This is a genomic window from Streptomyces sp. NPDC058326 (assembly GCF_042879855.1).
In the GTDB taxonomy this organism is placed as follows: Bacteria; Actinomycetota; Actinomycetes; order Streptomycetales; family Streptomycetaceae; genus Streptomyces.
Genome location: NZ_JBHVZO010000010.1, coordinates 234,147 through 255,503, shown reverse-complemented (window position 1 = coordinate 255,503; position 21,357 = coordinate 234,147). Strand labels below are relative to the sequence as shown.

General features: G+C 74.6%; 22 protein-coding genes. 11 read left to right on the top strand and 11 right to left on the bottom strand.

The window, feature by feature from the left end; translation table 11 throughout:
* Window positions 1-21 precede the first annotated feature (21 nt).
* A complete protein-coding gene (locus tag ACFVYX_RS20595; RefSeq protein ID WP_389682829.1) occupies window positions 22-987 on the top strand; it encodes a DMT family transporter in 966 nt (321 codons plus the stop codon).
* A 94-nt stretch (window positions 988-1,081) separates the two neighbouring features.
* Here ACFVYX_RS20595 and ACFVYX_RS20590 read toward each other — a convergent pair whose 3' ends face one another.
* On the bottom strand, window positions 1,082-1,753 hold the full coding sequence (locus ACFVYX_RS20590; RefSeq protein WP_389682828.1) for a pyridoxamine 5'-phosphate oxidase family protein: 672 nt from the start codon (window positions 1,751-1,753) through the stop codon (window positions 1,082-1,084).
* Window positions 1,754-1,788: 35 nt separating this feature from the next.
* On the opposite strand from ACFVYX_RS20590, the gene ACFVYX_RS20585 reads away from it, so the two are divergent.
* Entirely contained in the window at window positions 1,789-3,123 is a 1,335-nt protein-coding gene (locus ACFVYX_RS20585) for an aminotransferase class I/II-fold pyridoxal phosphate-dependent enzyme (protein ID WP_389682827.1), read from the top strand.
* 216 nt (window positions 3,124-3,339) lie between these two features.
* On the opposite strand, the gene ACFVYX_RS20580 is transcribed toward ACFVYX_RS20585, so the two are convergent.
* Entirely contained in the window at window positions 3,340-4,485 is a 1,146-nt protein-coding gene (locus ACFVYX_RS20580; protein ID WP_389682826.1) for a DMT family transporter, read from the bottom strand.
* Window positions 4,486-4,558: 73 nt separating this feature from the next.
* Here ACFVYX_RS20580 and ACFVYX_RS20575 point away from each other — a divergent pair, with 73 nt between their 5' ends.
* A complete protein-coding gene (locus ACFVYX_RS20575; protein WP_389682825.1) occupies window positions 4,559-5,461 on the top strand; it encodes a LysR substrate-binding domain-containing protein in 903 nt (300 codons plus the stop codon).
* Between the two features lie 30 nt (window positions 5,462-5,491).
* On the opposite strand, the gene ACFVYX_RS20570 is transcribed toward ACFVYX_RS20575, so the two are convergent.
* Complete coding sequence (locus ACFVYX_RS20570) at window positions 5,492-5,959, bottom strand: pyridoxamine 5'-phosphate oxidase family protein (protein WP_389682824.1); 468 nt, start codon at window positions 5,957-5,959, stop codon at window positions 5,492-5,494.
* A gap of 78 nt (window positions 5,960-6,037) precedes the next feature.
* Here ACFVYX_RS20570 and ACFVYX_RS20565 point away from each other — a divergent pair, with 78 nt between their 5' ends.
* Window positions 6,038-6,739 (top strand): cysteine hydrolase family protein, encoded by a 702-nt coding sequence (locus ACFVYX_RS20565; RefSeq protein WP_389682823.1) that lies wholly within the window; start codon window positions 6,038-6,040, stop codon window positions 6,737-6,739.
* Here the strand turns inward: ACFVYX_RS20565 and ACFVYX_RS20560 are convergent.
* The 5 genes from ACFVYX_RS20560 to ACFVYX_RS20540 all read right to left on the bottom strand — a co-directional run bounded on the left by ACFVYX_RS20560 (window position 6,726) and on the right by ACFVYX_RS20540 (window position 11,798).
* Window positions 6,726-7,136: a Rieske (2Fe-2S) protein gene (locus ACFVYX_RS20560; RefSeq protein ID WP_389682822.1), complete on the bottom strand. Its 411-nt coding sequence runs from the start codon at window positions 7,134-7,136 to the stop codon at window positions 6,726-6,728. The two genes, ACFVYX_RS20565 and ACFVYX_RS20560, sit on opposite strands and share 14 nt — an antisense overlap.
* Window positions 7,137-7,542: 406 nt before the next feature.
* On the bottom strand, window positions 7,543-8,301 hold the full coding sequence (locus ACFVYX_RS20555) for an anti-sigma factor domain-containing protein (protein WP_389682821.1): 759 nt from the start codon (window positions 8,299-8,301) through the stop codon (window positions 7,543-7,545).
* On the bottom strand, window positions 8,298-8,822 hold the full coding sequence (gene sigK, locus ACFVYX_RS20550) for an ECF RNA polymerase sigma factor SigK (protein WP_389682862.1): 525 nt from the start codon (window positions 8,820-8,822) through the stop codon (window positions 8,298-8,300). The genes ACFVYX_RS20555 and sigK overlap by 4 nt, the downstream gene beginning before the upstream one ends.
* A 104-nt stretch (window positions 8,823-8,926) precedes the next feature.
* Window positions 8,927-11,185 (bottom strand): MMPL family transporter, encoded by a 2,259-nt coding sequence (locus ACFVYX_RS20545; protein WP_389682820.1) that lies wholly within the window; start codon window positions 11,183-11,185, stop codon window positions 8,927-8,929.
* A gap of 121 nt (window positions 11,186-11,306) precedes the next feature.
* Window positions 11,307-11,798 (bottom strand): MarR family winged helix-turn-helix transcriptional regulator, encoded by a 492-nt coding sequence (locus ACFVYX_RS20540; RefSeq protein ID WP_389682819.1) that lies wholly within the window; start codon window positions 11,796-11,798, stop codon window positions 11,307-11,309.
* 136 nt (window positions 11,799-11,934) lie between these two features.
* Between ACFVYX_RS20540 and ACFVYX_RS20535 the strand changes: the two genes are divergently transcribed.
* The 4 genes from ACFVYX_RS20535 to ACFVYX_RS20520 all read left to right on the top strand — a co-directional run bounded on the left by ACFVYX_RS20535 (window position 11,935) and on the right by ACFVYX_RS20520 (window position 16,846).
* Window positions 11,935-13,545, top strand: coding sequence for an SDR family oxidoreductase (locus ACFVYX_RS20535; protein WP_389682818.1), 1,611 nt, complete (start codon window positions 11,935-11,937; stop codon window positions 13,543-13,545).
* 221 nt (window positions 13,546-13,766) lie between these two features.
* A complete protein-coding gene (locus ACFVYX_RS20530; RefSeq protein WP_389682817.1) occupies window positions 13,767-15,140 on the top strand; it encodes a cryptochrome/photolyase family protein in 1,374 nt (457 codons plus the stop codon).
* A 143-nt stretch (window positions 15,141-15,283) separates the two neighbouring features.
* A complete protein-coding gene (locus ACFVYX_RS20525) occupies window positions 15,284-15,871 on the top strand; it encodes a sigma-70 family RNA polymerase sigma factor (protein ID WP_389682816.1) in 588 nt (195 codons plus the stop codon).
* A 321-nt stretch (window positions 15,872-16,192) separates the two neighbouring features.
* Window positions 16,193-16,846: an alpha/beta hydrolase gene (locus ACFVYX_RS20520; protein WP_389682815.1), complete on the top strand. Its 654-nt coding sequence runs from the start codon at window positions 16,193-16,195 to the stop codon at window positions 16,844-16,846.
* A 145-nt stretch (window positions 16,847-16,991) separates the two neighbouring features.
* Here ACFVYX_RS20520 and ACFVYX_RS20515 read toward each other — a convergent pair whose 3' ends face one another.
* Both ACFVYX_RS20515 and ACFVYX_RS20510 read right to left on the bottom strand, forming a co-directional pair.
* On the bottom strand, window positions 16,992-18,035 hold the full coding sequence (locus ACFVYX_RS20515; protein WP_389682814.1) for a MerR family transcriptional regulator: 1,044 nt from the start codon (window positions 18,033-18,035) through the stop codon (window positions 16,992-16,994).
* A gap of 36 nt (window positions 18,036-18,071) precedes the next feature.
* Window positions 18,072-18,752 carry an adenosylcobinamide amidohydrolase gene (locus ACFVYX_RS20510; RefSeq protein WP_389682813.1) on the bottom strand — a complete coding sequence of 227 codons (681 nt, stop codon included), beginning with the start codon at window positions 18,750-18,752 and terminating at the stop codon, window positions 18,072-18,074.
* Window positions 18,753-18,966: 214 nt separating this feature from the next.
* Between ACFVYX_RS20510 and ACFVYX_RS20505 the strand changes: the two genes are divergently transcribed.
* The 3 genes from ACFVYX_RS20505 (at window position 18,967) to ACFVYX_RS20495 (ending at window position 20,350) form a co-directional block, all read left to right on the top strand.
* On the top strand, window positions 18,967-19,617 hold the full coding sequence (locus ACFVYX_RS20505; RefSeq protein WP_389682812.1) for a fasciclin domain-containing protein: 651 nt from the start codon (window positions 18,967-18,969) through the stop codon (window positions 19,615-19,617).
* Window positions 19,618-19,772: 155 nt separating this feature from the next.
* Window positions 19,773-20,216, top strand: a complete 444-nt coding sequence (locus tag ACFVYX_RS20500) for an STAS domain-containing protein (protein ID WP_389682811.1) — start codon at window positions 19,773-19,775, stop codon at window positions 20,214-20,216.
* Window positions 20,213-20,350 (top strand): hypothetical protein, encoded by a 138-nt coding sequence (locus ACFVYX_RS20495; protein ID WP_389682810.1) that lies wholly within the window; start codon window positions 20,213-20,215, stop codon window positions 20,348-20,350. Before ACFVYX_RS20500 ends, ACFVYX_RS20495 begins: the two co-directional genes overlap by 4 nt.
* A gap of 184 nt (window positions 20,351-20,534) precedes the next feature.
* On the opposite strand, the gene ACFVYX_RS20490 is transcribed toward ACFVYX_RS20495, so the two are convergent.
* Window positions 20,535-21,356: an ABC transporter ATP-binding protein gene (locus tag ACFVYX_RS20490; RefSeq protein ID WP_389682809.1), complete on the bottom strand. Its 822-nt coding sequence runs from the start codon at window positions 21,354-21,356 to the stop codon at window positions 20,535-20,537.
* Window position 21,357 lies beyond the last annotated feature (1 nt).

The window sequence follows — 21,357 nt, the reverse complement described above, 5'->3', positions numbered from 1 at the left end:
TGTCTTCCACGGAGAAGTCACGTGTCGAACTCATCGGAATCCGCCCTGTCCGTCGGGCGGAGCCTGCTCTATCTGATCGTCGCCGGGATCGCCTGGGGCACGGCCGGCGCCGCGGCCTCGCTGATCTTCCGCATCAGCGACATGGGCCCGCTGGCCCTCTCCTTCTGGCGCTGCGTCGGCGGCCTCGTCCTGCTGCTCGGCGCACTGGCCCTGCGGCCCCGGCGCGCCGCCGCCCCCACGGCCGGGGAACCGCGCCGCCGGCGGACCCTCCGCATCCTCGGCACCGGGATCGGCCTCACCGTCTTCCAGAGCGCCTACTTCGCCGCCGTCCAGGACACCGGGCTCGCGGTCGGAACCGTCGTCACCCTGGGCGCGGGACCCGTGCTCATCGCGGTCGGCGCCCGGCTCACCATGGGCGAACGCCTCGGCCGCGGCGGCATCGCCGCCGTCACCGGGGCGCTCGCCGGGCTCGTCGTCCTCGTCCTGGGCGGCGGATCCACGGAGGTGCGTCCGCTGGGCGTCGTCCTCGCGGTCGTCTCGGCGGCCGGGTACGCGGCCATCACGCTGCTCACCCGTTGGCTCGGCCGTGACGGCGGCCGTACGGACGCCCTGGCCACCACCACCTGGGCCTTCGCGATCGGCGCGGTCGGGCTGCTGCCCGCGGCGCTCGCCGAGGGACTCGTACCGCACACCGACGCGCCCGTGAGTGTGCTGCTCCTCGTCGTGTACGTGGCGGCCGTGCCGACCGCGCTCGCGTACGCCCTGTACTTCGCGGGCGCGGCGGTCGTCCGGGCCGCCACCGTCTCCGTGATCATGCTCCTGGAGCCGGTGAGCGCGGCCGTGATCGCCGTCTCGCTGCTCGGCGAGCGGCTGACCGCGGCCATCGTGTTCGGCACGCTGCTGCTGCTCGCCGCCGTCACGGGGCTGGCGTACGCCGAGGCACGGACGGTGGCGGCCGAACGGAGGCGGGAGGCGGTGGCCGTGTAGGCGGCCTTCGGACGGGCGGGGCGGAGGGGCGGGCGGGGTGGACGGGCGGGTTTGCCGCCCCCGCCCGGCCCCTCTTTCCGTTCCTCCGTACCTCTCAGAGCGTGGCCAGGTAGTCCGGCAGGGCCACCGCCGGGTCGAGGTCGTCGGCCGCGATCGGCGTGCCGTACGCCGTGCCCACCGGGACGACGCCGGACCAGTGGGGGAGGGCCCGGTCCTCGGGGTCGTCGTTGGGGCCGCCGGTGCGGACCTTCGCCGAGACCTCGTCCAGGTCGAGCCGGATCACGGCGGTGGCGGCGAGTTCCTTGGCGTTCGCCGGGCGCGAGTCGGCGGACCGGCCGGGGACGACGTGGTCGACGAGCGCGTCGAGAGCCTTGCGGATCTCCTCCTGGTCGGTGACCTGATGGGCGGTGCCGTGCACCACGACCGAGCGGTAGTTGAGGGAGTGGTGGAAGGCGGAGCGCGCGAGCACGAGACCGTCGACGTGGGTCACGGTCAGGCAGACGGGCAGCCCCGGAGCCGCCACGCCGTCGCCGGTGGCACGCAGCGGCCGCGATCCGGTGGAGCCGTGCACATAGAGGCGGTCGCCGACGCGGGCGAAGAGCGTCGGCAGGACGACCGGAGCGCCGTCACGGACGAAACCGAGATGGCAGACGTACGCCTCGTCGAGTATCGAGTGGACCAGTGCCTTGTCGTACGAGGCGCGCTCCCGGGAGCGGGTGGGCACGGTCCGGTCGGTCCTCGTGTACGTGTCGGCGGCGGTGCTCATTGCGTACTCCATTGCACTAGTGCATACTCGTGTTTGTGCTAGGAGATTATCGGATCGAAGGCCGTCGCGCATCGGACATCGCCGCCAGCGTGGAGCGAGGGGTGGGCGACGGGGCTCTGCCGCCAGGGCAACTCCTGCCGCCCATGCGGGAGTTGGCCGCCACGCTCGGCGTGAACCCCAACACCGTCGCCGCCGCCTACCGCACCCTCCGTGAGCGCGGGGTCATCGAGACCGACGGGCGGCGCGGTAGCCGGGTGCGGTCGCGCCCCGCCACGACCGCGCGCGGCTCGATCCGGGTGGAGGCCCCCGAGGGCGTCCGCGACGTGAGCAACGGCAGCCCCGACCCCGCCCTGCTGCCACCCCTCGGAGAGGCCTTCGCCGAGGTCGCCCGGCGGTACGCCGAACAGCCCGGCATGTACGGAGAGGCGCCCCTCGACGAGGAGTTCGCGCGGCTCGCGCGCGCCGCCTTCGACGCGGACGGCGTGCCGGACGGGCCCGTCGGCGTCGCCTCGGGTTCCCTCGACGCCGTCGAGCGTGTGCTCGCCGTCCACCTCCGGCCGGGCGACGCCGTCGCCGTCGAGGACCCCGGCTGGGGCAGCCTCCTCGACCTGGTGCCCGCGCTCGGGCTGCGCCCGGTCCCGATGGCCGTCGACGACGAGGGGCCGCTGCCGGAGGAGGTCGAACGCGCGATCCGGCGCGACGGGGCGCGGGCGGTGATCGTGACCGACCGGGCGCAGAACCCGACCGGGGCCTGCGTCACCGAAGGCCGGGCGCGGGAACTGCGACGGGTCCTCGCCGGACACCCCGGTGTGCTGCTCGTCGAGGACGACCACGGGCACGGCATCGTCGCTCAGCCGCTCCACCCGTTGGCGGGGGGTGAGGGACGCTGGGTCCTTGTCCGTTCCGTCGCCAAGGCGTACGGGCCCGACCTGCGGATCGCCGCGTTCACCGGTGACGCCGAGACCGTCGACCGGGTCCTCGGGCGGCAGCGGCTCGGCCCCGGCTGGGTCAGCCGGCTCCTCCAGCAGACCGTCGCGCAGCTCTGGGCCACGGACGCGGTGGACCCGGCCGTCGTCGCGCGGTCGTACGGGAAGCGGCGCGACGGACTCGTGAGGGCGCTGGCCCGGCGGGGCGTCGAGGCCCATGGGCGCGCCGGCATGAACGTGTGGGTCCCGGTCGCCGACGAGACAGGGGCGGTGGCGCGGCTGCTTGCCGCGGGGTGGGCGGTGGCGCCGGGGGCGCGCTTCCGCATGGAGGCGGGGCCGGCCGTCCGGCTCACCGTCTCGGGCCTCACGGTGGGGGATGTGGAGCCGCTGGCTGACGCGGTGGCGGGGGCGGCGGGGGTGGCGGTGGCGGGGAGCTTTGGGTGAGGGGCGGGGGGCCGTGCCCGGCCTCCGTGAGGGGCGTCCCGCTGTGCGGTGCCCATCCGCCTTGGGCCTCGCCCCCGCCGTGTGGGCATTCGTCCCGCTGGGGCGGGACGGGTGGGCACACGGGACGGCGCCCTTCGGCGGGCGCCTCCGCCCCTTGTGCCCGGACCCGCACCAAGCGGTGCGGCGCGCAAAGGGTGCGGGTTCAGGCGCGGAAGCCTAGGCCCGGCAGGGGGCGCCGTCCGTTGTGCCCACCCGTTCCGCCCCAGCGGAACGATGCCCACAACGAGGGGCGGCGGCCGCACCGGTGGGGGCGTTGCTCGCGACGGGGTGGGTGGCGGTAGGGGTGGGTTCCGCCCCGGCGGAATGATGCCCACAATGAGGGGCGGCGGCCGCACGGGTGGGTTCCGCACCGGTGGGGGCGTTGCTCGCGACTGTGGTGGTGCGGGTTTGGGTGAGGGCCGCGCCTGCCAGGATCACCGCGGCGCCCACCGGGGTGTTCCAGCTGAGGTGTTCGTCCAGGAGCGCCACCCCCGCCGCCGTCGCGATGACCGGGATGAAGTACGTGACCATGGCGGCCGTCGTCGGGCCGACCTCCGCGACCACGCCGTACTGGAGCAGCATCGCGTACCCCGTACCGAGCGCGCCGAGCGCGATCACGGCGAGCAGCGGTACCAGCTCCACCGACTCCGGCAGCGAGGTGAACAAGGGTGTGACCACGGCCAGTTGCAGGGTCGCGAGCCCCACCTGGGATCCGGCGAGCGAGAGGTTCGAGGCGCCGGCGCCGGTCAGGGTCCTGCGGACGTAGATCCATCCGACCGCGTAGCTGAAGGAGGCGAGGAGGGCCAGCGCGGTGCCCGTCACGTCGAGTCCCGAGAACCCCTGCCATGCGCCGAGGACGGTGAGCACCCCGATGAAGCCGATGCCCAGACCGGCGGCGCGGACCCGGGTCGGGCGGTCCTCGGAGAGCGCGACGAGGGAGAGCAGCATGCCCCACAGGGGGGTCGTCGCGTTGCAGATCCCCGCCAGGGTCGACGGGATCGTCAGCTCCGCGTACGCGAAGAGGGAGAACGGCAGCGCGTTCAGGAGGAACGCCGCCACCGTCAGGTGGCCCCAGACCCGGGCACCGCGCGGCAGCCGGTCGCGCTTCACCACCAGGGCGATGGCGAGCACCGCTGTACCGAACAGGAGCCGCCCGAAGGTGACCTGGAACGGTGCGAAGCCCTCCGTACCGACCTTGATGAAGAGGAAGCTGAAGCCCCAGATCAGGGCCAGGACGCCGAACCGGACCCGCCAGTCAAGCATCCGGCGGGCGGCGGGGGAGGGCGGGGCGGTGACCGCGGGAGGCGGGGCTGCGGGGCTCATGCACTCAGGGTGCTGGCGCCGACGTCGTAGGACAAGCGAGAATTCCTCGACCCCTTCCCTTAGTATCGCTTACATGTTGAACCTGGAGCGCCTTCGCACCCTCGACGCCGTCGCCCGGCACGGCTCGGTCAGCGGCGCGGCCGACGGGCTGCACGTCACCACCTCGGCCGTCTCCCAGCAGCTCTCCAAGCTGGAGCGCGAGGTGGGGCAGCAGCTGCTCGCCAAGAACGGCCGCGGCGTGCGGCTCACCGACGCCGGGCTGCTGCTCGCCGAGCACGCGGCCCGGATCCTCTCCCAGGTCCAGCTCGCCCAGGCCGACATCGAGGCCCAGCGCGGACAGGTGGTGGGCGAGGTCCGGGCCGCGGCCTTCCCGACGGCGGCCCGGGGGCTCTTCCCGGCCGCGCTCGCCGCGCTGCGCGAGGGCCACCCCGACCTCCGGGTCCGTACGACGGAGCTGGAGCCCGAGCAGGGTGTGCGCGCGGTGCTGCGCGGTGACGCGGACCTCGCGATCGTCCTGGACTGGAGCAACAAGCGGGCACCCGTGCCGGGCGGCCTGGAGCGTGCCCACCTCCTCGACGACACCGCCGATGTCGCCCTGCCCGCCGGCCACCCGCTCGCCGGGCGGGAGGCGGCGGACCTGGTGGACTTCGCCGACGAGGAGTGGGTGTCCTGGCCCGAGGGCGAGTTCTGCCACGACTGGCTGATGTTCACCCTGCGCTCCCAGGGCATCGAGCCGCGCATCGGACACCTGGCGGGGGAGCACCACACACAGTTGGCGCTCGTCGCGGCGGGACTCGGGGTGTGCGTGACCCCCCGGCTCGGCCGCCCGGTGCCGGACGGTGTCGTGTTCGTGCCCGTACGGCAGCAGGTGCGGCGCCACATCTACGCCACCTGGCGCGCCGACGCGGGGCGCCGCCCCTCCGTGCGCGCGGTCGTCGGGGCGCTGCGGGCGGCGGCCGAGCCGCTGTCGAGCTGAGGCCCCCGGGCGCCTCCCGGCGACCGCCCGTCAAACTCCGCCGAGCTTGCGGAAGTCCCAGGAGGCGACGGCGTCCGGTGTCAGGCGCATCCAGGCGTGCCGGCCGTCGTGCGGCATCGCGTCGAGGCCGAAGTTCTTCGCCGCGAACAGCTGTTCCGGCACGTGGAGTTCCGGGCACGGCTCGCCGGTGCGGGGGGCCTCGCCGACGAAGGTGACCGTGCCGGACAGCTCGGCGCCGCGCAGTTCGCCGTACTCCTCGCCGTCGTCCACCACGACGGCGATCCTCGGGTCGGCGCGCAGCTCGGCCCAGCGGCGGCTGCGCGTCAGCGAGTACAGCCACAGCGAGGAGCCGTCCCAGGCGAACCAGAGCGCGCTGACGTGCGGGCGGCCGTCTGCGGACACGGTCGCCACCCGGCAGGTGCGCTGTTCGGAGAGGAAGGAGTCGAGCTCGGCCGGGGTCATCATGATCCGGCGTCCACGGCGCTGTGCGACGGTCATCGTGCGCACCCTTCTGGATTTCTGATGGGACGTCAGAAAGCATGAAGCTCCATCCGCGCCAGTGCAAGGGGAGAAGCCATGGGGCAGGGGCAGGGGCAGGAGCAAGGGCAAGGGCAGGGCTCGCGGGAACGGCTCGGGGAGCGGATCCGGCCCGACGGCGGAGTCGTGCTGCTCACCGTCGAGTGCCAACAGGGGGTCGTCGGGCCGGACAGCGCACTGCCCGAACTGGCCGCCGCCGCCCGCGCGTCGGGTGCCCTGAGGAACGTCGCCCGGCTCGTGGACGCCGCGCACGAGGCGGACGTCCAGGTGATCCACGCCGTCGCCGAACGGCGTACCGACGGGCGGGGGGCCAACAACAACGCCCGGCTGTTCCGGGCCGCCGCCCGGCTGCCCGTGCAGCAGCACAGCGGCAGCGCGGCCGTACGGATCGCGGAACCCGTCCGGGTCGCCGACGAGGACCTCGTCGTACGGCGCCTGCACGGGCTCTCACCGCTCGCGGGGACCGACGTGGGCCCGCTGCTCCGCAACCTCGGCTGCCGGACGCTGATCGTGACCGGCGTCTCCGCCAACGTGGCCGTGCCCAACGCGGTCTTCGACGCCGTGAACCTCGGATACACGGTGGTCGTCCCCGGCGACGCCATCGCGGGGGTGCCGGCCGACTACACCCCCGCGATGATCCGCCACACCCTCGCCCTGGTCGCCACGATCACCACGACCGACGAGGTCCTGGGATGCTGGAAGCTTCCGAGGAGTTCCGGGCCCGCCGTCAGCCGAGGCTGATCGCGTCACCCACCACCTGGATCGGCGTCGGCGGCAGGGGCGCGGTGGCCGGGCCGGACTTCACGCTGCCGTCCGACACGTCGAAGTGGCTCTGGTGGCAAGGGCAGACGATGACCCCGTCCTTGACGCTGCTCACGGCGCAGCCCGCGTGCGTGCACTTGGAGGAGAAGGCCTTGAACTCCCCGGCCTTCGGCTGGGTGATCACCATGCCCTGAGCGGCGATCACCTTCCCGCCGCCCACCGGGATGTCCCCGGTCCGCGCCAGCGTGGTGCCCTCCGTGCCCTCCTGCGCCTCGCCCTTGTCGCTGCCGCCGCCGCCCCCGCAGGCGGTGAGCGCCGCTGCCAGGCCCGCGCCGCCCGCCGCCGCGACCACCGTCCGGCGTGCCACTCCGCTCATGTTCTGCCCCTCTTCCCTGGGTGTGCTGGTGTCCGGCACCCGACGCTACGGCTGTGAGCTGTGTTTTGTGCACAGGATGGGCCTTCGAGTGCCTTGCGGTTCTGAGACCCTTCGATGAAAGTGTCCACCCCTGGTCCCGGTGAACCAGGGGTGTGACGAGGCCCGGACGGAGTTCGACGTCTCCGCGTACGACGGCCCCCCACTTCGGGCCGGGGCGCCAAGCGGCCGCGCCGGCGGGCGGCGGTGGAGGGATGAGGGCGGCCGCCGCCGGGGCGCGGCCGGCCCGGGCGCTCGTGGGCCGGGCGCCGTCGCCTGCCCGGCCCCCGCCGCGCCCGTCGGCACGCCCGGCACGCCGTGAGGCCACGGCCACCGGCCCCGGTGGTGACCGGGGCCGGTGCCGGGACCCTCAGGCCTTTGGCATCGTCATGGTGGCGACCGGCGCCGAGGTCGGACGGGGGGAACCGCCCGCGGGCTCCACGGTGATCCCGATCCCGGCGGACCGGTTCGCCGGCCCCTCCAGGAGCGTGGTCGAGGACGCCGTGCCCGAAGCCATGAGGCCGGCCGGCCGCATCGTCCCGGCGTCGTCGTACCAGAGCTGGTAGACCGTGCCGGCCGGCGGGGCCGGCATGCCCGCGGCGGCGAACACCGCCCGGTCCAGGGACGGGGCGTGGACGAGCGTCCCCACGGCGCCGTCCGCGAGGCGCGCCGTGGAGACCCGGGCGTCGGGCGCCGCGAGCACCGCGGCGACGGCCGTCGCGCTCGCCTCGGCCCGGGCCGCCCGCCGGCCGGCCTCCTCGGCCCGCTGGTACTGCACGCCCGCGATACCGGCGAGCGTCACCGCACCGGCGAGGGAGGCGGCCAGCGCCCAGTGGGGCAGCCGGCGCAGACCCCGGCCACCCGCGGACGAACGGCCGGACAGCCCGGTCACCGGCGGCAGTTGGCGGACGCCCGCGATGCGGCGCAGCACCTCGGCACGGAGCACCGGAGTGACCGGCTCGGCGGCGGCGAGGCCGAGGCGCGCCGCCGTCTCCGAGAGCTCCCGGACCTCGTGGGCGCACGCGGCGCAGTCGGCGAGGTGCCGCTCGACCGCCTCCCGCTCCTCGTCCGTGTCCAGCGCGTCGAGGACGTACGCGCCGGTCAGCGTGTGCAGGTCACCGCTGGTCACGCCGTCACCCCCAGGCAGTCGCGGAGCCGGATGAGACCGTCGCGCATCCGGGTCTTCACGGTCCCCAGCGGCAGCGCGAGCAGCTCGGCGACCTCACGGTAGGTCAGCCCCCGGTAGTAGGCGAGGGTGACGGACTGCCGCTGGCGTTCGGTGAGACCGCGGAGACAGCGCCGTACCCGCTCGTGCTCCAGACGGTTCTCCACCTCCTCGGTCACCTCGTCGTACGCCGGGGTGTGTTCGAGCAGGGCGACCCGCCGGGCCCGGTCCGAGGACGCCTGCTCGGAGCGGACCCGGTCCACCGCGCGGCGGTGGGCGAGGGTGAGCGCCCAGTTCAGGACGGTCCCGCGGTCCGGCCGGTAGCGGGCGGCGGACCGCCAGAGGTCGACCATCACCTCCTGGGTCACCTCCTCGGACTGCGCGGGATCCCGCACCACGGAGCGGACCACGCCGAGGACGGGGCCGGAGACCTGGTCGAAGACGGCCTCGAAGGCCTCCTGGTCTCCTCGGGCGACGCGGGCCATCAGCTCGGGCAGACCGTCGCCGCCCCGGTCCGGGGCCGCGCCTCCGCCGGCGCGTGCGTGTTCTCTCACCGGATGTGCCCTCCTGCATGTCCTCGGATGCGCTGTTACTTCGGAGCGGCGACACCGGCGGATTGGCCGGTCCGCTCCCCGCCCTCGGGACGGCGGCTCAGCGCGCCGGGCCACCACGCCACCGGGCCGAGGTCCCGGACCAGGGCCGGGACGAGGAGCGAGCGGACCACCAGGGTGTCGAGCAGGACACCGAAGGCGACGATGAACGCGATCTGCACGAGGAAGGCCAGCGGGATCACACCGAGCGCGGCGAAGGTCGCGGCGAGCACCACGCCCGCCGAGGTGATCACGCCGCCGGTGGCGGTCAGACCGATGCGGACGCCCTCGCGCACCCCGTGACGCAACGACTCCTCACGGACCCGGGACATCAGGAAGATGTTGTAGTCGACCCCGAGCGCCACGAGGAAGACGAAGCCGTACAGCGGTACGGAGGCGTCCGTGCCGGTGAAGCCGAGGACGTGCTCGAACACGAGCGCCGACACACCCAGGGTGGCGGCGAAGTTGAGGGCCACGGTGGCGACGAGCAGCAGCGGCAGCACCAGCGAGCGCAGCAGCGCCACCAGGATCACCAGGATGATCGCCAGGACCACCGGGACGATGAGCGTCCGGTCCCGGGCCGCCGTGCGCTGGGTGTCGTACTGCTGGGCGGTGGAGCCGCCGACCAGGGCGTGTGCCTCGGGCACCGCGTGGACGGCGGTACGGAGCCGGGCGAGGGTCTCCCGCGCAGCGTCGCTGTCGGCGGCGGAGGTGAGGGTGGCGTCCACGCGGACCCTGCCGTCGGCCGGGTGGGGCGACGTGGGTGCGGTGTGGGCCGGGGTGTCGGCCGGGAGCGGTGAGCCGGGTGCGGGGCGGCCCGAGGCGTCGACCTGGAACGCCGAGTCGACGCCGTCCACGGCCTCGGCGGCGGCGATCACCTTCGCGACCGCGCCGGCGTCCGTGATGATCACCGCGGGGTTCCCCGCACCGCCGGGGAAGTGGCGGCCGAGGGTCTCCTGCGCGGCCACGGACGGCGCGTCGTTCACGAAGGTCTCGTCGAACGGCACACCCCGGGAGTTCAGGGCCGGGGCGAAGGCCGCGCAGGCCAGGAGCCCGGCGAGCGTGACCGCCCACACCTTGCGGGGCGCCCGGTCGACCAGTCCGGCGATCCGGTGCCAGACGGCATGACCGCCGGACCGGGCGTCGGACGGGGCCTCGGACCGGCCGCCGGGACCGCCGGACCGGTCGCCGGTGGTGCCGGTGCGGGTGGTGCCGGTGCCGTCGGGGACGGTCTTCGGGCGGGCCGGCCAGTACGCGGCGCGGCCCGTGAGGACGAGGGCCGCCGGAAGGAACGTCAGCGCGCTGAGGACCGCGCAGACGATGCCGATGGCACCGACGGGTCCGAGCGCCCGGTTGTTGGACAGGTCGCTGACGAGCAGGGCGAGCAGGCCGAGGGCGACGGTCGCGGCACTGGCGACGATCGGTTCGAAGGAGCGGCGCAGGGCCCGGTTCATCGCGGCGTAGCGGTCCGCGCCGGGGGCCGAGAGCTCCTCGCGGTACCGGGCGGCCAGGAGCAGGGCGTAGTCGGTCGCGGCGCCGATCACCAGGATGGACAGGATGCCCTGCACCTGGCCGTCGACCCTGAGTGCGCCGGCGTCGGCGAGCGCGTACACGACGGCGCAGGCGAGACCGAGGGCGAAGACCGCCCCCAGGATGATCATCAGGGGCAGCAGGACGCTGCGGTAGACGGCCAGGAGGATGAGCAGCACCGCCATCAGGGCGACGCCGAGCAGCAGTCCGTCGATGCCGGAGAAAGCGCCGGAGAGATCGGCCTGGGTGGCGGCGGGGCCGGCGATCCGGACGGTCGTCCCGGGGACCGTGGCCGCCGCCTTCCGGATGGTGTCGAGCGTCGTCGGCAGGGCGTCGCCGAGATCCGGCCGCAGGGCGACGACCGAGCGCAGTGCCTTGCCGTCCTCGGAGAGCAGCGCGGGCGAGGGCGGCCCCGCGATGCCCTCGCCTCCGGTGAGCGCGGTGAGGGCCTCGGTCGCGGGCCCCGTCGAGCCGGGGGTCAGCGGTCCGCCGTCCCGCGCGGTCCACACCACGATCGCGGGCACGGTCTCGGACCGGCGCAACGCCTTCTGTTCCTCGATGACACGGGTGGACTCGGCGCTGCGTGGCAGGAAGGCCGCCTGGTCGTTGGTGGCGACCTCGCCGAGGCGGCCGGCGAAGGGGCCGAGGCCGCCGCCCACGGCGAGCCAGGCGACGAGGAGGGCCAGGGGCAGCAGGAGGCGGGTCCGGCGGAGTGCGCTGGGTGGCATCGGGGCTCCGAACTATGTCTCGACGATTAACTATCTCAATGATTGAGAGAGTTTCTCTCATGCGTCCGTCTGGGCTTACGGCACCCCCTTCGTTCACCGTCCCCCGGACGGATGCACCGCCTCAGCGGCGCGGCACGCGCAGAGCCCCGAGCTCGTCGTTCAGCGCGGTCAGGAAACGCAGCGCCACCGTGAGCTCGGCCGGCTCGAACTGCTCCCGTGCCCGCTCCGCCGCCTCCGCCAGCGGCATGAAGTACCGCCGGGCCGCCGCCCTCGCCCCGTCCTCGTAGCGGACGTGCACGACACGGCGGTCCGTGCTCTCCCTGGTCCTGCGGATGTGTCCCGCCTTCTCCAGGCGGTCCAGACAGGCCGTGACCGCGCCGGACGTGAGCCCGAGGTGCTCACTCAGCCGCCCCGGCGTCAGCGGCTCCGCGCTGTCCAGGACCACGGCCAGCGCCTGCACGTCCGTGGGATGCAACCCCTGCGCCTGTGCGAAGCCGTGCACCAGGCGATTGATCTCGCCCTGCGTCCGTCGCAGCGCGACGGCGAAGCTCTGCAGGTCACCCGCAGGGCCTTCGAGGGCGGCGGGAGCGTCTTGTTCATCTCGGCGGTCCACGCGGTCAGCCTATAGACAACGCTCCCACGCATCCGCCCGAGCCACGGACCGGGAAGCATGGCAGGGGGTCCCCACGGGGCCCTCGTCCCCACGCACGCGGGCACTTGCCCCCCTCGCACGGAACGGAGCACCCCTCATGGCGACGCACCCCCGGGCCGCGCCCGGCCGACCACTCTCCCTCGTGACCGGCGCCGGCGGCTACATCGGCGGCCGTCTCGTCCCCGAGCTGCTGGACGCCGGTCACCGCGTGCGCTGTCTCGCCCGCACCCCGGCCAACCTCCGGGACCATCCCTGGGCGGACCGGGTCGAGGTGGTACGCGGGGACGTCACCGACCCGGCCGGCCTGCGGACCGCCTTCCGCGACGTGGAGGTGGCCTACTACCTGGTGCACTCCATGGGCTCCGGCCACGGCTTCGAGGAGACCGACCGGCGCGCCGCCCGCACCTTCGCCGACGAGGCCCGCGCCGCCGGGGTGCGCCGCATCGTCTACCTGGGCGGACTCACCCCGGCGGACGTACCCGAGCGTGAACTCTCCCCTCACCTGCGGTCACGGGCCGAGGTGGGCCGGATCCTGCTCGACTCCGGCGTCCCCACCACCGTGCTGCGGGCCGCCGTCGTCATCGGCTCCGGTTCCGCCTCCTTCGAGATGCTGCGGTACCTCACCGAACGGCTCCCCGTGATGGTGACGCCGAGCTGGGTCGGCTCCCGCGTCCAGCCCATCGCCGTACGCGACGTCCTGCGCTGTCTCGTCGGCAGCGCCTCCATGCCGGAGGACGTCAACCGAGGCTTCGACATCGGCGGCCCGGACGTCCTCACGTACCACGACATGATGATCCGTTACGCGAAGGTCGCCGGACTGCGCCGACGCCTCATCCTGCCCGTCCCGATGCTCACCCCCCGCCTGTCCAGCCAGTGGATCGGCCTCGTCACGCCGGTGCCCGCCTCCCTGGCCCGCCCGCTCGCCGAGTCACTGCGGTACGAGGTGGTCTGCGCCGAGCACGACATCGCCGCGTACGTCCCCGACCCGCCGGGCGCCCCCGTCCCCTTCGACGACGCCCTCGCGCTCGCCCTCCGGCGCGTCCAGGAGGCCCGGGTCACGACCCGGTGGAGCTCCGCCTCGCTCGCCGGCGCCCCCAGCGACCCGCTGCCCACGGACCCAGACTGGGCGGGCGGCAGCCTCTACACCGACGAACGCGAACGAACCGTCGACGCCGGACCACAGGCCCTCTGGCGGGTGGTAGAGGGGATCGGCGGGGAGAACGGCTGGTACTCCTTCCCGCTGGCCTGGGCTGTGCGCGGCTGGTTCGACCGGCTCGCCGGAGGGGCGGGGCTGCGCCGGGGCCGGCGCGACGCCCAACGGCTGCGGGTCGGCGACGCGCTCGACTTCTGGCGGGTCGAGGAGATCGAGCCCGGGAAGCTGCTGCGGCTGCGCGCCGAGATGCGGCTGCCGGGGCTCGCCTGGCTGGAGATGCGGGCCGAGCGGGACGACGAGGGGCGGACCGTCTACCGCCAGCGCGCCCTCTTCCACCCGCGCGGGCTCGCGGGGCAGATCTACTGGTGGAGCGTGGCGCCGTTCCACGCCGTCGTCTTCGGCGGCATGGCGAGGAACATCGCCCGGACGGCGGAGCGGACCGAGGCGCTGCGGACGCCGGGGGGCGGAGGCGGGCCGGATTCGACGGGTGAGGTGACAGGCGCGGGCGCGGCGGCTCCCGCCGGGGACGGGAACACCGGGCCGCCGCATCCGTGAGCCGTGGGCACGGGGAAGGAAGGGCGGCACACAGCTCCACAGCAGCCCACCGGGCGTCCGGCGATACGGGCCGTCCGGTGGCCGATCCCATCGGGCTCCGGCCGTACGGCGCGTCCGATGGCCGACTCCATCCGTCCGGTCGTACGGCGCGTCCGTCGACCCTTGCCACCGGGCCCGGCCGCACAGTCCGTCCGGTGGCCTGCTCCTCCAGGAGTGGTCCCATGAGCGTCTCCGTCGTTCTCTTCACCTCCGACCTCCGCCTCCACGACCATCCGCCGCTCCGTGCGGCGGTGGCGGCCGCGCGCGAGGTGGTTCCGCTGTTCGTCCGTGACCCCGCCGTGGACCGGGCCGGGTTCGCGGCGCCCAACCGGCTCGCCTTCCTCGCGGACTGCCTGACCGACCTCGACGCCGGACTGCGGGAGCGCGGCGGCCGGCTCGTCGTGCGGAGCGGCGACACCGTGACCGAGGTGTGCGGGGTGGTGCGGCAGGCCGGCGCCGACGAGGTCCACATGGCCGCGGGCCACTCCGCCTTCGCCCGCGCCCGCGAGGCGCTGCTGCGGCGGGCCCTCGAGTCCGACGGGCGCCGCCTGTACGTGCACGACGCCGTGACCACCGTCGTACCGCCCGGCGAGGTCACACCGCAGGGCTCCGACCACTTCGCGGTGTTCACCCCGTACCTCAGACGCTGGGTCTCCGAACCGCTCCGGGCTCCGCTCGCGGCCCCCCGGGCGGTGCCGGTGCCGCAGGGGCCGCGCTCCGAGAAACTGCCGGAACGGGCCGCCGTCGAGGGCGTGTCCGAGGGCCTCGCCACCGGCGGGGAGACCGAAGGGCGCCGGAGACTCCGGGTCTGGCTGTCCCGGCACGCCGACTCCTACGAGGAGGTGCACGACGACCTCGCCGGCGACGCGACCTCCCGCCTCTCCCCGTACCTCCACTTCGGCGCGGTCTCGGCGACCGAGGCCGTGCACCGGGCGCGGGCTCGTGGCGGCGCGGGTGCCGAGGCCTTCGTACGGCAACTGTGCTGGCGGGACTTCCACCAGCAGGTGCTCGCGGCGCGGCCGGAGACGGCCGTCGAGGACTACCGGCCCCGGCACGACCTGTGGAGGCGGGGCGAGGAGGCCGAGGCGGATCTCAGGGCCTGGCAGCAGGGCCGAACCGGCTACCCCGTGGTCGACGCGGCCCTGCGCCAACTGGCGTACGAGGGCTGGACGCACAACCGGGGCCGACTGCTCGCGGCCTCGTTCCTCGCCAAGACGCTCTACCTCGACTGGCGTGAGGGGGCCCGGCACTTCCTCGCCCTGCTGGTGGACGGCGACATCGCGAACAACCAGCTGAACTGGCAGTGGGTGGCGGGCACGGGGACCGACACACGGCCGAACCGGGTCCTCAACCCCGTGCTCCAGGGCAAGCGGTACGACCCCGAAGGCGCCTATGTCCGGCGCTGGGTGCCCGAACTGGCGCACCTGCCTGGGCCCCTGATCCATGAGCCGTGGCGGCTGAAGGGCCGGGACCGGGCCGCGTACGACTATCCGGAACCGCTGGTGGACCTCGCCGACGGCCTGAGCCGGTTCCGGCGCGCAAGGGGACGGGAGTGAGGGAGGACGGGGAGGTCCTGGCCCCGGCGCGTTCTCCCGCAGGCCTCATTCGACGCAGAGACGATGCGACTTGATGTACTTTCCCCCGCCGGGTCAGCCTGAGGGAGCCGGGAGCACCGAGCCCCGGGCGGAGGAGGACCGCCATGACCGCGACCGTCACCCCGAGCTCCCCTGTCGCCCCCGTCGGACCCGACGCGCTCTCCGACGAGGCGCTCGGCGAGGGTCTCGTCCGGGGCGACGAGCGCTGTCTCGCGCTCGCGCACCGGCGCTGGTCCCGCCTCGTGCACACGCTCGCGGCCCGCGCCCTCGGCGACCCGCGCGAGGCAGAGGACGTCACCCAGCAGGTGTTCCTCGCCGCCTGGCGCGGCCGTGCCGGTTACCGCCCGGAGCGCGGCCCGCTGCCCGCCTGGCTGGTCGGCATCACCCGGCGGAAGACCGCGGACGCCCTCACCGCCCGGACCCGCAGGCTGGACCTGGTCGCCGCGGCGGGCGCGGCCCTCTCACCGCCCGCCGGCACACGGGAGGGACCCGAGCACGTCCTCGACCGGATCGTGGTCACCCGGGAACTGGCGCGGCTGCCCCGCGTCCAGCGGGACGTCCTGACCCTCGCGTTCTTCGGCGACCTCACCCAGGTGCAGATCGCCGACCGCACCGGCCTGCCACTGGGCACCGTCAAAAGCCACGCCCGCCGGGGGCTCCGGCGGATGCGCCGCAGCCTGGAGACCGCGTAGGGCGAAGCGTTCGGTCCCACCAGTCGTGTCCGCTCGCACGAACACAGCCACTCCCGCCGACGACGCCCGACGTCCGCCACCCCACGTCAGGAGCTCCCGGGTCCCGCGGGGCTCCGTATCTGATGGCGTGCCGGACCTGGCAGACTGCGGCCCTCACGGTCGTCTCCCCTCGTCGTGAGTGTCTCGCTCATCCCCGGGGAAGCGGCAACGACTCATGGAGGCCTCAATGGCGCAGCGGCCCGGACACGCGGTCCGCACGGTCCGCACGAGCGGGTTGATCCCCCGGCCACCGCGCCGGCGTGCGAACGGGACGGCCCGGGGATGACCTGCCGCACCCGGCGGGCCGAACCGGGCGCCCCGGCCCCCCTGGTCGTCCGCACCGCGCCGACCGCGCCCACCGCGGCCGTACTGCTCCTCCACGGCGGGCGCGCCGACGGGCCCGAGCCGCCGCCCGCCCTCAACCTCCCGGCGCTGCGGATGCGTCCCTTCGCCTCCGCCGTCACCCGGGCCGTGCGCGGCAGGGACGTACTGATCGGCGAGGTGCGCTACCGCCACCGGGGGTGGAACGGCTCTCGTGCCGACGCGGCGAGGGACGCGGAGAGCGCCCTGGCCGCCCTCCGGGAGCGGGCCGGGTCCGTGCCCGTCGTCCTCATCGGCCACTCGATGGGCGGCCGCGCGGCACTCCGCGCGGCGGGCGACCCGGCCGTCCGCGGTGTCGTCGCCCTCGCCCCGTGGTGCCCGGCCGACGAGCCCGTGGACCACCTCGGCGGCCGACGGCTCTATCTGCTCCACGACGAGAACGATCGCGTCACCTCGGCCCGTGAGTCATGGGACTTCGTCCGCAGGGCACGGGCGGCCGGCGCCGACGCCGTCGGCATCCCGATGCCGACGGGAGGCCACGCCATGCTCAGGTGCGCGGACCTCTGGCACCGCCGCGCGGCGGAACTCACGGCGGCTCTGCTCTCGCACGGCTGAGGGGGAACGGACGGCCGGCGTGGGAGGTGACGGCGCGCCGCTTGCCTCAGCGCGTCGGCGTGTCCCCGCAGCGGGTGTCTCCGCGCGGCCGGCTTGAGCCCGCGACCGGTGTGAGCCCGTGGGAGGCGTCAGCGCGCCGCGGGTGTCACTCGTCGACCGCCGCCTCCGCCGACCGCTCCCCGTAGAGCCGGGAAAGGCTGTCGAGTGCCTCCCGCAGTCCGCCGGGCCTCAGCATGCCCGCCGGTACGGAACGGCCTGCCCAGCCCGGCCCGGCGAGCAGCACCAGGGGGTGTGTCCGCGCTCCCCTGACACCGAAGGAGCTCGCCGCGACGTGCCGCGCCAGGGCGTGGTTCGCGGTCGAACGGGCCTGTGACCAGAGCACGACCGCCGCCGGGCCCGTGCGCCGTACGGCGGCGTCGAGCGCCTCGGCGGGGACGGCCGCGCCGAACATACGGCCCGGCAGGCCGCGTTCGGCCAGGCCCGCGGCCAGCGCTTCGAGCGGCAGGGTGTGCTGTTCGCCCGGGACGCACGCGAGGAGGAGCGGGGGCACGGCAGCCACTGGAACGGGTCCGTTCGACGTGACCCGCCGGAGCGCGGTCGACACGTGCCAGGACAGCAGGTGCTCCACCTCGACGTATCGGTCGCCCGACGTCTCCCACCGGCGTCCCACCGCGTGCAGGGTCGGGGTCATCACCTCCTCCCAGGCGGTGACGAGTCCGTGGTCCGCCACGGCGTCACGGAGCAGGGAGTCGAGCGTGGGGCCGTCGAGCCGCACGGCGGCGCGGGCGAGCCCTCGGCACTCCCGGCGTACGTCGCCGAGGGGGAGGCCGTTGCCCGCCCCCGGCCGCCGGGCGGAGGAACGGGGCTCGTGTCCCCTCGGCCCGCTCGTTCCCGGCAGCGGGGGGTACGGCGACGGGGGCCGGGCGGGCGTATCCGCGTCCTGGACGGGGTGCGAGCGCGCGGTCCTGGCCGCTCGTGCCGCTTCGGCCGGGGGGACACCGGTGGCGGTGAGCCGGCACATCTCCTCCAGCAGGGCGATGTCCCCAGGGGTCCAGCGCCGGTGGCGGCCACCCACCCGCGCGTCGGGTCCGATGCCGTACCGCCGGTCCCAGGAGCGCAGGGTCGTCGGTGACACCCCGAGGTGCCGGGCCACCGCCCCGGTCGTGACGCCGTGCTCCGTATCGGGCATGCGTCGAGCGTACGACGCACAAACGGTGCGCGTGGCTCAGCCGGCCGGCCGGCCCGCGCAGGCGTCCCTGGTCGCCCGGTGCACCGCGCGGGCGAGCCGCGCTCCCCAGAGCGAACGCGGACCGGCGAACAGCTCGGCACCGCTGCCGGTGGGCGAGGGCGCGGCCACGCAGACGGCGTCCGTGGGCGTCCCCGAGGCATCGGCCCCGAGTTCGACCAGGGCCTGTGTCTTCGCCTCGGTGGCGGTGGCGACCGCGTTCACGAGCGCGGCGTCCGTGAGGGCCACGGGCAGCGACACGATGATGTTGATCGTCCCCGGGCGCGGGGCCCCGACGCTTCCGCGGCCCGGTGCGGCGGCCCAGCCCCGTACGCCGATCCCGGCGGTGACCACGGCCCGCACGCCGCCGTCCTCGGCCTGCCGGCGGTCCGCCACCGAGGCCGCCGTCATCAGCCCCACGCCGGGGCCAGTGAGCCCGGCGTCCGATGCCAGCTCGCGCAGGTGCGCCACGGGATCGCGCCGCTGGTAGCCGGGTGGGACCTGGGCGTTGAGCACCCACCCCCGCTCCCCGATGCCTCCGCCGAGCACGGCGCTCGACACCATGCGCACACCCGGGCCGGGAGCCCACACGAGGAGCGGCCATTCCCGGCCCTCTTCCTCATGTGTGCGGAGGGCGGCGTCAGCGAGGGACGCGCTGGTGAGGAGGGTTCGGGGAAGCACCCCACACCCTAACGCGCGGCCCCTCTCTCACCCGAACGGGTGAAAGACCCATCCGTCAGGCCGTGGGCTCCGAAACACCTACGACAACAGGGCCGCGGCGGGAGTTGCCCGCCGGTGGTCCGGACGCGTCACCGCACTCCCGGCCGGGGTGGTCGTGCCGTTCCCTCCTCCCCGTGCGCACGCACCGCGCACTCGATCCAAGGGGTTCCTCCTCATGAACGCTCCTCGCCTCCGCCGCGCCGCCGTCGCCGTGGCAGCCGCGGCAGCGCTGCCCTTCGCCCTGGCCGCCTGCTCGGACTCCGGCTCGGGCACCAGGACCGAGGCCGGATCCCCGGCCTCGGCGACCGCGCCGTCCGAGAACGCGCCCTCGACCGGGACGGACGCGGCCGCCGACGGCCCGTTCGGCCCGGCCTGCGCCTCGGTGCCCGAGGACGGTGCCGGCTCCTTCGACGGTATGGCGAAGGACCCCGTCGCCACGGCCGCCTCGAACAACCCGGAGCTGTCCACGCTGGTGGCCGCCGTCAAGCAGGCCGGCCTGGTGGACACCCTCAACAACGCGCGGGACATCACCGTGTTCGCGCCCACCGACGACGCCTTCGCGAAGATCCCCAAGGCCGACCTGGACAAGCTGCTGGCCGACAAGGAGCAGCTGACCAAGATCCTCACGTACCACGTGGTCGGCCAGAAGCTGACGCCCGAGCAGCTGGAGAACGGCTCCTTCGAGACCCTTCAGAAGGGCATGCTCACCACGGAGGGGTCGGGCGAGGCGTACACCGTCGACGACTCCTCGAAGGTCGTCTGCGGCAACGTCCCCACGGCCAACGCCACCGTGTACATCGTCGACACCGTGCTGATGCCCGAGTAGGGCCCGAGCGGGGCGGCGGGCGCCGGTGCCCCGGCGCCCGTCCGGGGACGCGCCCGTGGCTCGTACGAGTGACTGATTTCCCCCGCACGTGCGCATCCGCGGTCCAGCGGGGTGAGCCGGCGTGCCGTCCGCGGCCCCCGCCCCGTTGGCCCGGTGTGAGTACCGCAAGCAACGTTCCGATACTGGCCGCCCCTTCCACCCCTGCCGCCCCGTCGGGCGCCGGACCGCTGGACCAGGGTGCGGACTCCGCGCCCTGCGCCATAAGCGTCCGTTCCTGCACCACCCCCGACGCGCACACCCTGCGGGTCGAACTCCACGGCGAGGTCGACCATCACACTGCGGGGCCGCTGAGGGTGATGCTGGCCGTCGCGCCCGTCCACGGCTACCACCGGCTCGTCCTCGACACCTCACGCGTCACCTTCGCGGACTCCGCTCTCCTGCGGATCCTCACGGACTGGACGGACCGGGGCCGGAGACTGCGGCTGACCGGCATCACCCCGGCGATGGAACGGCTGCGCGCAGCTGCCTGGGGCGCCTCTCCACCCACCGCGCGACGACGCGCCCGTCACGGAAAGGAGTGCGCGGGGGAGGGCGCGTGACCTTCTCGCTGCTCGTCCTCGTCCCCCTGCTGGTGGCGGTGGCCCTGCTGCCCCGCGAGCGGCCCGAACGCCCCCGACGACGCCCGGACCGGCACGAGGGAACGGGGGTGATGCGGCGACGAGCCGACGGATGACACCCACCCGCCCGTGACACCCGGGGCCGCCCCGGACAGGACCGCTGAGGAACTGTCGGGTGTGGCCCCGGTGGTCGGGGTTCCGCCCTGGGCGACGCGCTGACGAGGTGACACCTGCGCGACGCCCAGGGCCACCCCACCGCCGGCTCCTACGTGCGCTCCACCGACCTGCGGTGATGCGGCGTCACACCCGCTCCGTTCGGCGGCCGCCTTCCGGTACGACCAGGGGTGTGCCGGCCACCGGGCAGGGGATGACCGCGGCGCGCAGGCCGAAGACCTCCTGCACCAGGGCCGGGGTGACGATGTCCGAGGGGGCGCCGGCGGCGATGACGTGGCCCTCGCGCATGGCGACGAGATGGTCGGCGTAGCGGCAGGCGAGGTTCAGCTCGTGGAGGACCATCACCACCGTGCGGCCGTCGGTACGGTTGAGTTCCGCGACCAGTTCGAGGACGTCGACCTGGTGGGCCAGGTCCAGATAGGTCGTCGGCTCGTCGAGCAGCAGGACGGGGGTGTCCTGGGCGAGTGCCATCGCTATCCAGACGCGCTGCCGCTGGCCACCGGAGAGTTCGTCGATGGACCGGGTCGCCAGGTCCGCGGTTCCGGTGGCGGTCAGGGCGGCGTCCACGGCGGTCTCGTCGGTGGAGGACCACTGGCGCCACCAGCGCTGATGCGGCGTGCGACCGCGGGCCACCAGGTCCCGGACGGTGATGCCGTCGGGAGCGCTGGGGGCCTGGGGGAGCAGGGAGAGACGCAGCGCGAAGTCGCGGGCGGACATGCCGGCGATGTCCTCACCGTCCAGGTGGACGGTGCCGCCCGCCGGCTTCAGAAGACGGGCGAGGGCGCGCAGGGCGGTGGACTTGCCGCAGGCGTTGGGGCCGACGAGCGCCGTGATCCTGCCTGACGGGATGGCCAGGTCAAGGTTCTCGGCGACGACGCGGTCGCCGTACCCGAGGCGCAGTCCCGTGCCGGCGAGGGCGGCGACGGCTTCGGTGAGCTGTGAGGTCATG

Coding starts and splice junctions, on each gene's coding strand:
- ACFVYX_RS20515 (WP_389682814.1), bottom strand. CDS start 18,035: ATGCCCGATACGGAGCACGGCGTCACGACCGGGGCGGTGGCCCGGCAC.
- ACFVYX_RS20545 (WP_389682820.1), bottom strand. CDS start 11,185: ATGCCACCCAGCGCACTCCGCCGGACCCGCCTCCTGCTGCCCCTGGCC.
- ACFVYX_RS20565 (WP_389682823.1), top strand. CDS start 6,038: ATGGGGCAGGGGCAGGGGCAGGAGCAAGGGCAAGGGCAGGGCTCGCGG.
- ACFVYX_RS20490 (WP_389682809.1), bottom strand. CDS start 21,356: ATGACCTCACAGCTCACCGAAGCCGTCGCCGCCCTCGCCGGCACGGGA.
- ACFVYX_RS20525 (WP_389682816.1), top strand. CDS start 15,284: ATGACCGCGACCGTCACCCCGAGCTCCCCTGTCGCCCCCGTCGGACCC.
- ACFVYX_RS20575 (WP_389682825.1), top strand. CDS start 4,559: ATGTTGAACCTGGAGCGCCTTCGCACCCTCGACGCCGTCGCCCGGCAC.
- ACFVYX_RS20570 (WP_389682824.1), bottom strand. CDS start 5,959: ATGACCGTCGCACAGCGCCGTGGACGCCGGATCATGATGACCCCGGCC.
- ACFVYX_RS20535 (WP_389682818.1), top strand. CDS start 11,935: ATGGCGACGCACCCCCGGGCCGCGCCCGGCCGACCACTCTCCCTCGTG.
- ACFVYX_RS20530 (WP_389682817.1), top strand. CDS start 13,767: ATGAGCGTCTCCGTCGTTCTCTTCACCTCCGACCTCCGCCTCCACGAC.
- ACFVYX_RS20520 (WP_389682815.1), top strand. CDS start 16,193: ATGACCTGCCGCACCCGGCGGGCCGAACCGGGCGCCCCGGCCCCCCTG.
- ACFVYX_RS20580 (WP_389682826.1), bottom strand. CDS start 4,485: ATGAGCCCCGCAGCCCCGCCTCCCGCGGTCACCGCCCCGCCCTCCCCC.
- sigK (WP_389682862.1), bottom strand. CDS start 8,822: ATGGCCCGCGTCGCCCGAGGAGACCAGGAGGCCTTCGAGGCCGTCTTC.
- ACFVYX_RS20590 (WP_389682828.1), bottom strand. CDS start 1,753: ATGAGCACCGCCGCCGACACGTACACGAGGACCGACCGGACCGTGCCC.
- ACFVYX_RS20505 (WP_389682812.1), top strand. CDS start 18,967: ATGAACGCTCCTCGCCTCCGCCGCGCCGCCGTCGCCGTGGCAGCCGCG.
- ACFVYX_RS20560 (WP_389682822.1), bottom strand. CDS start 7,136: ATGAGCGGAGTGGCACGCCGGACGGTGGTCGCGGCGGCGGGCGGCGCG.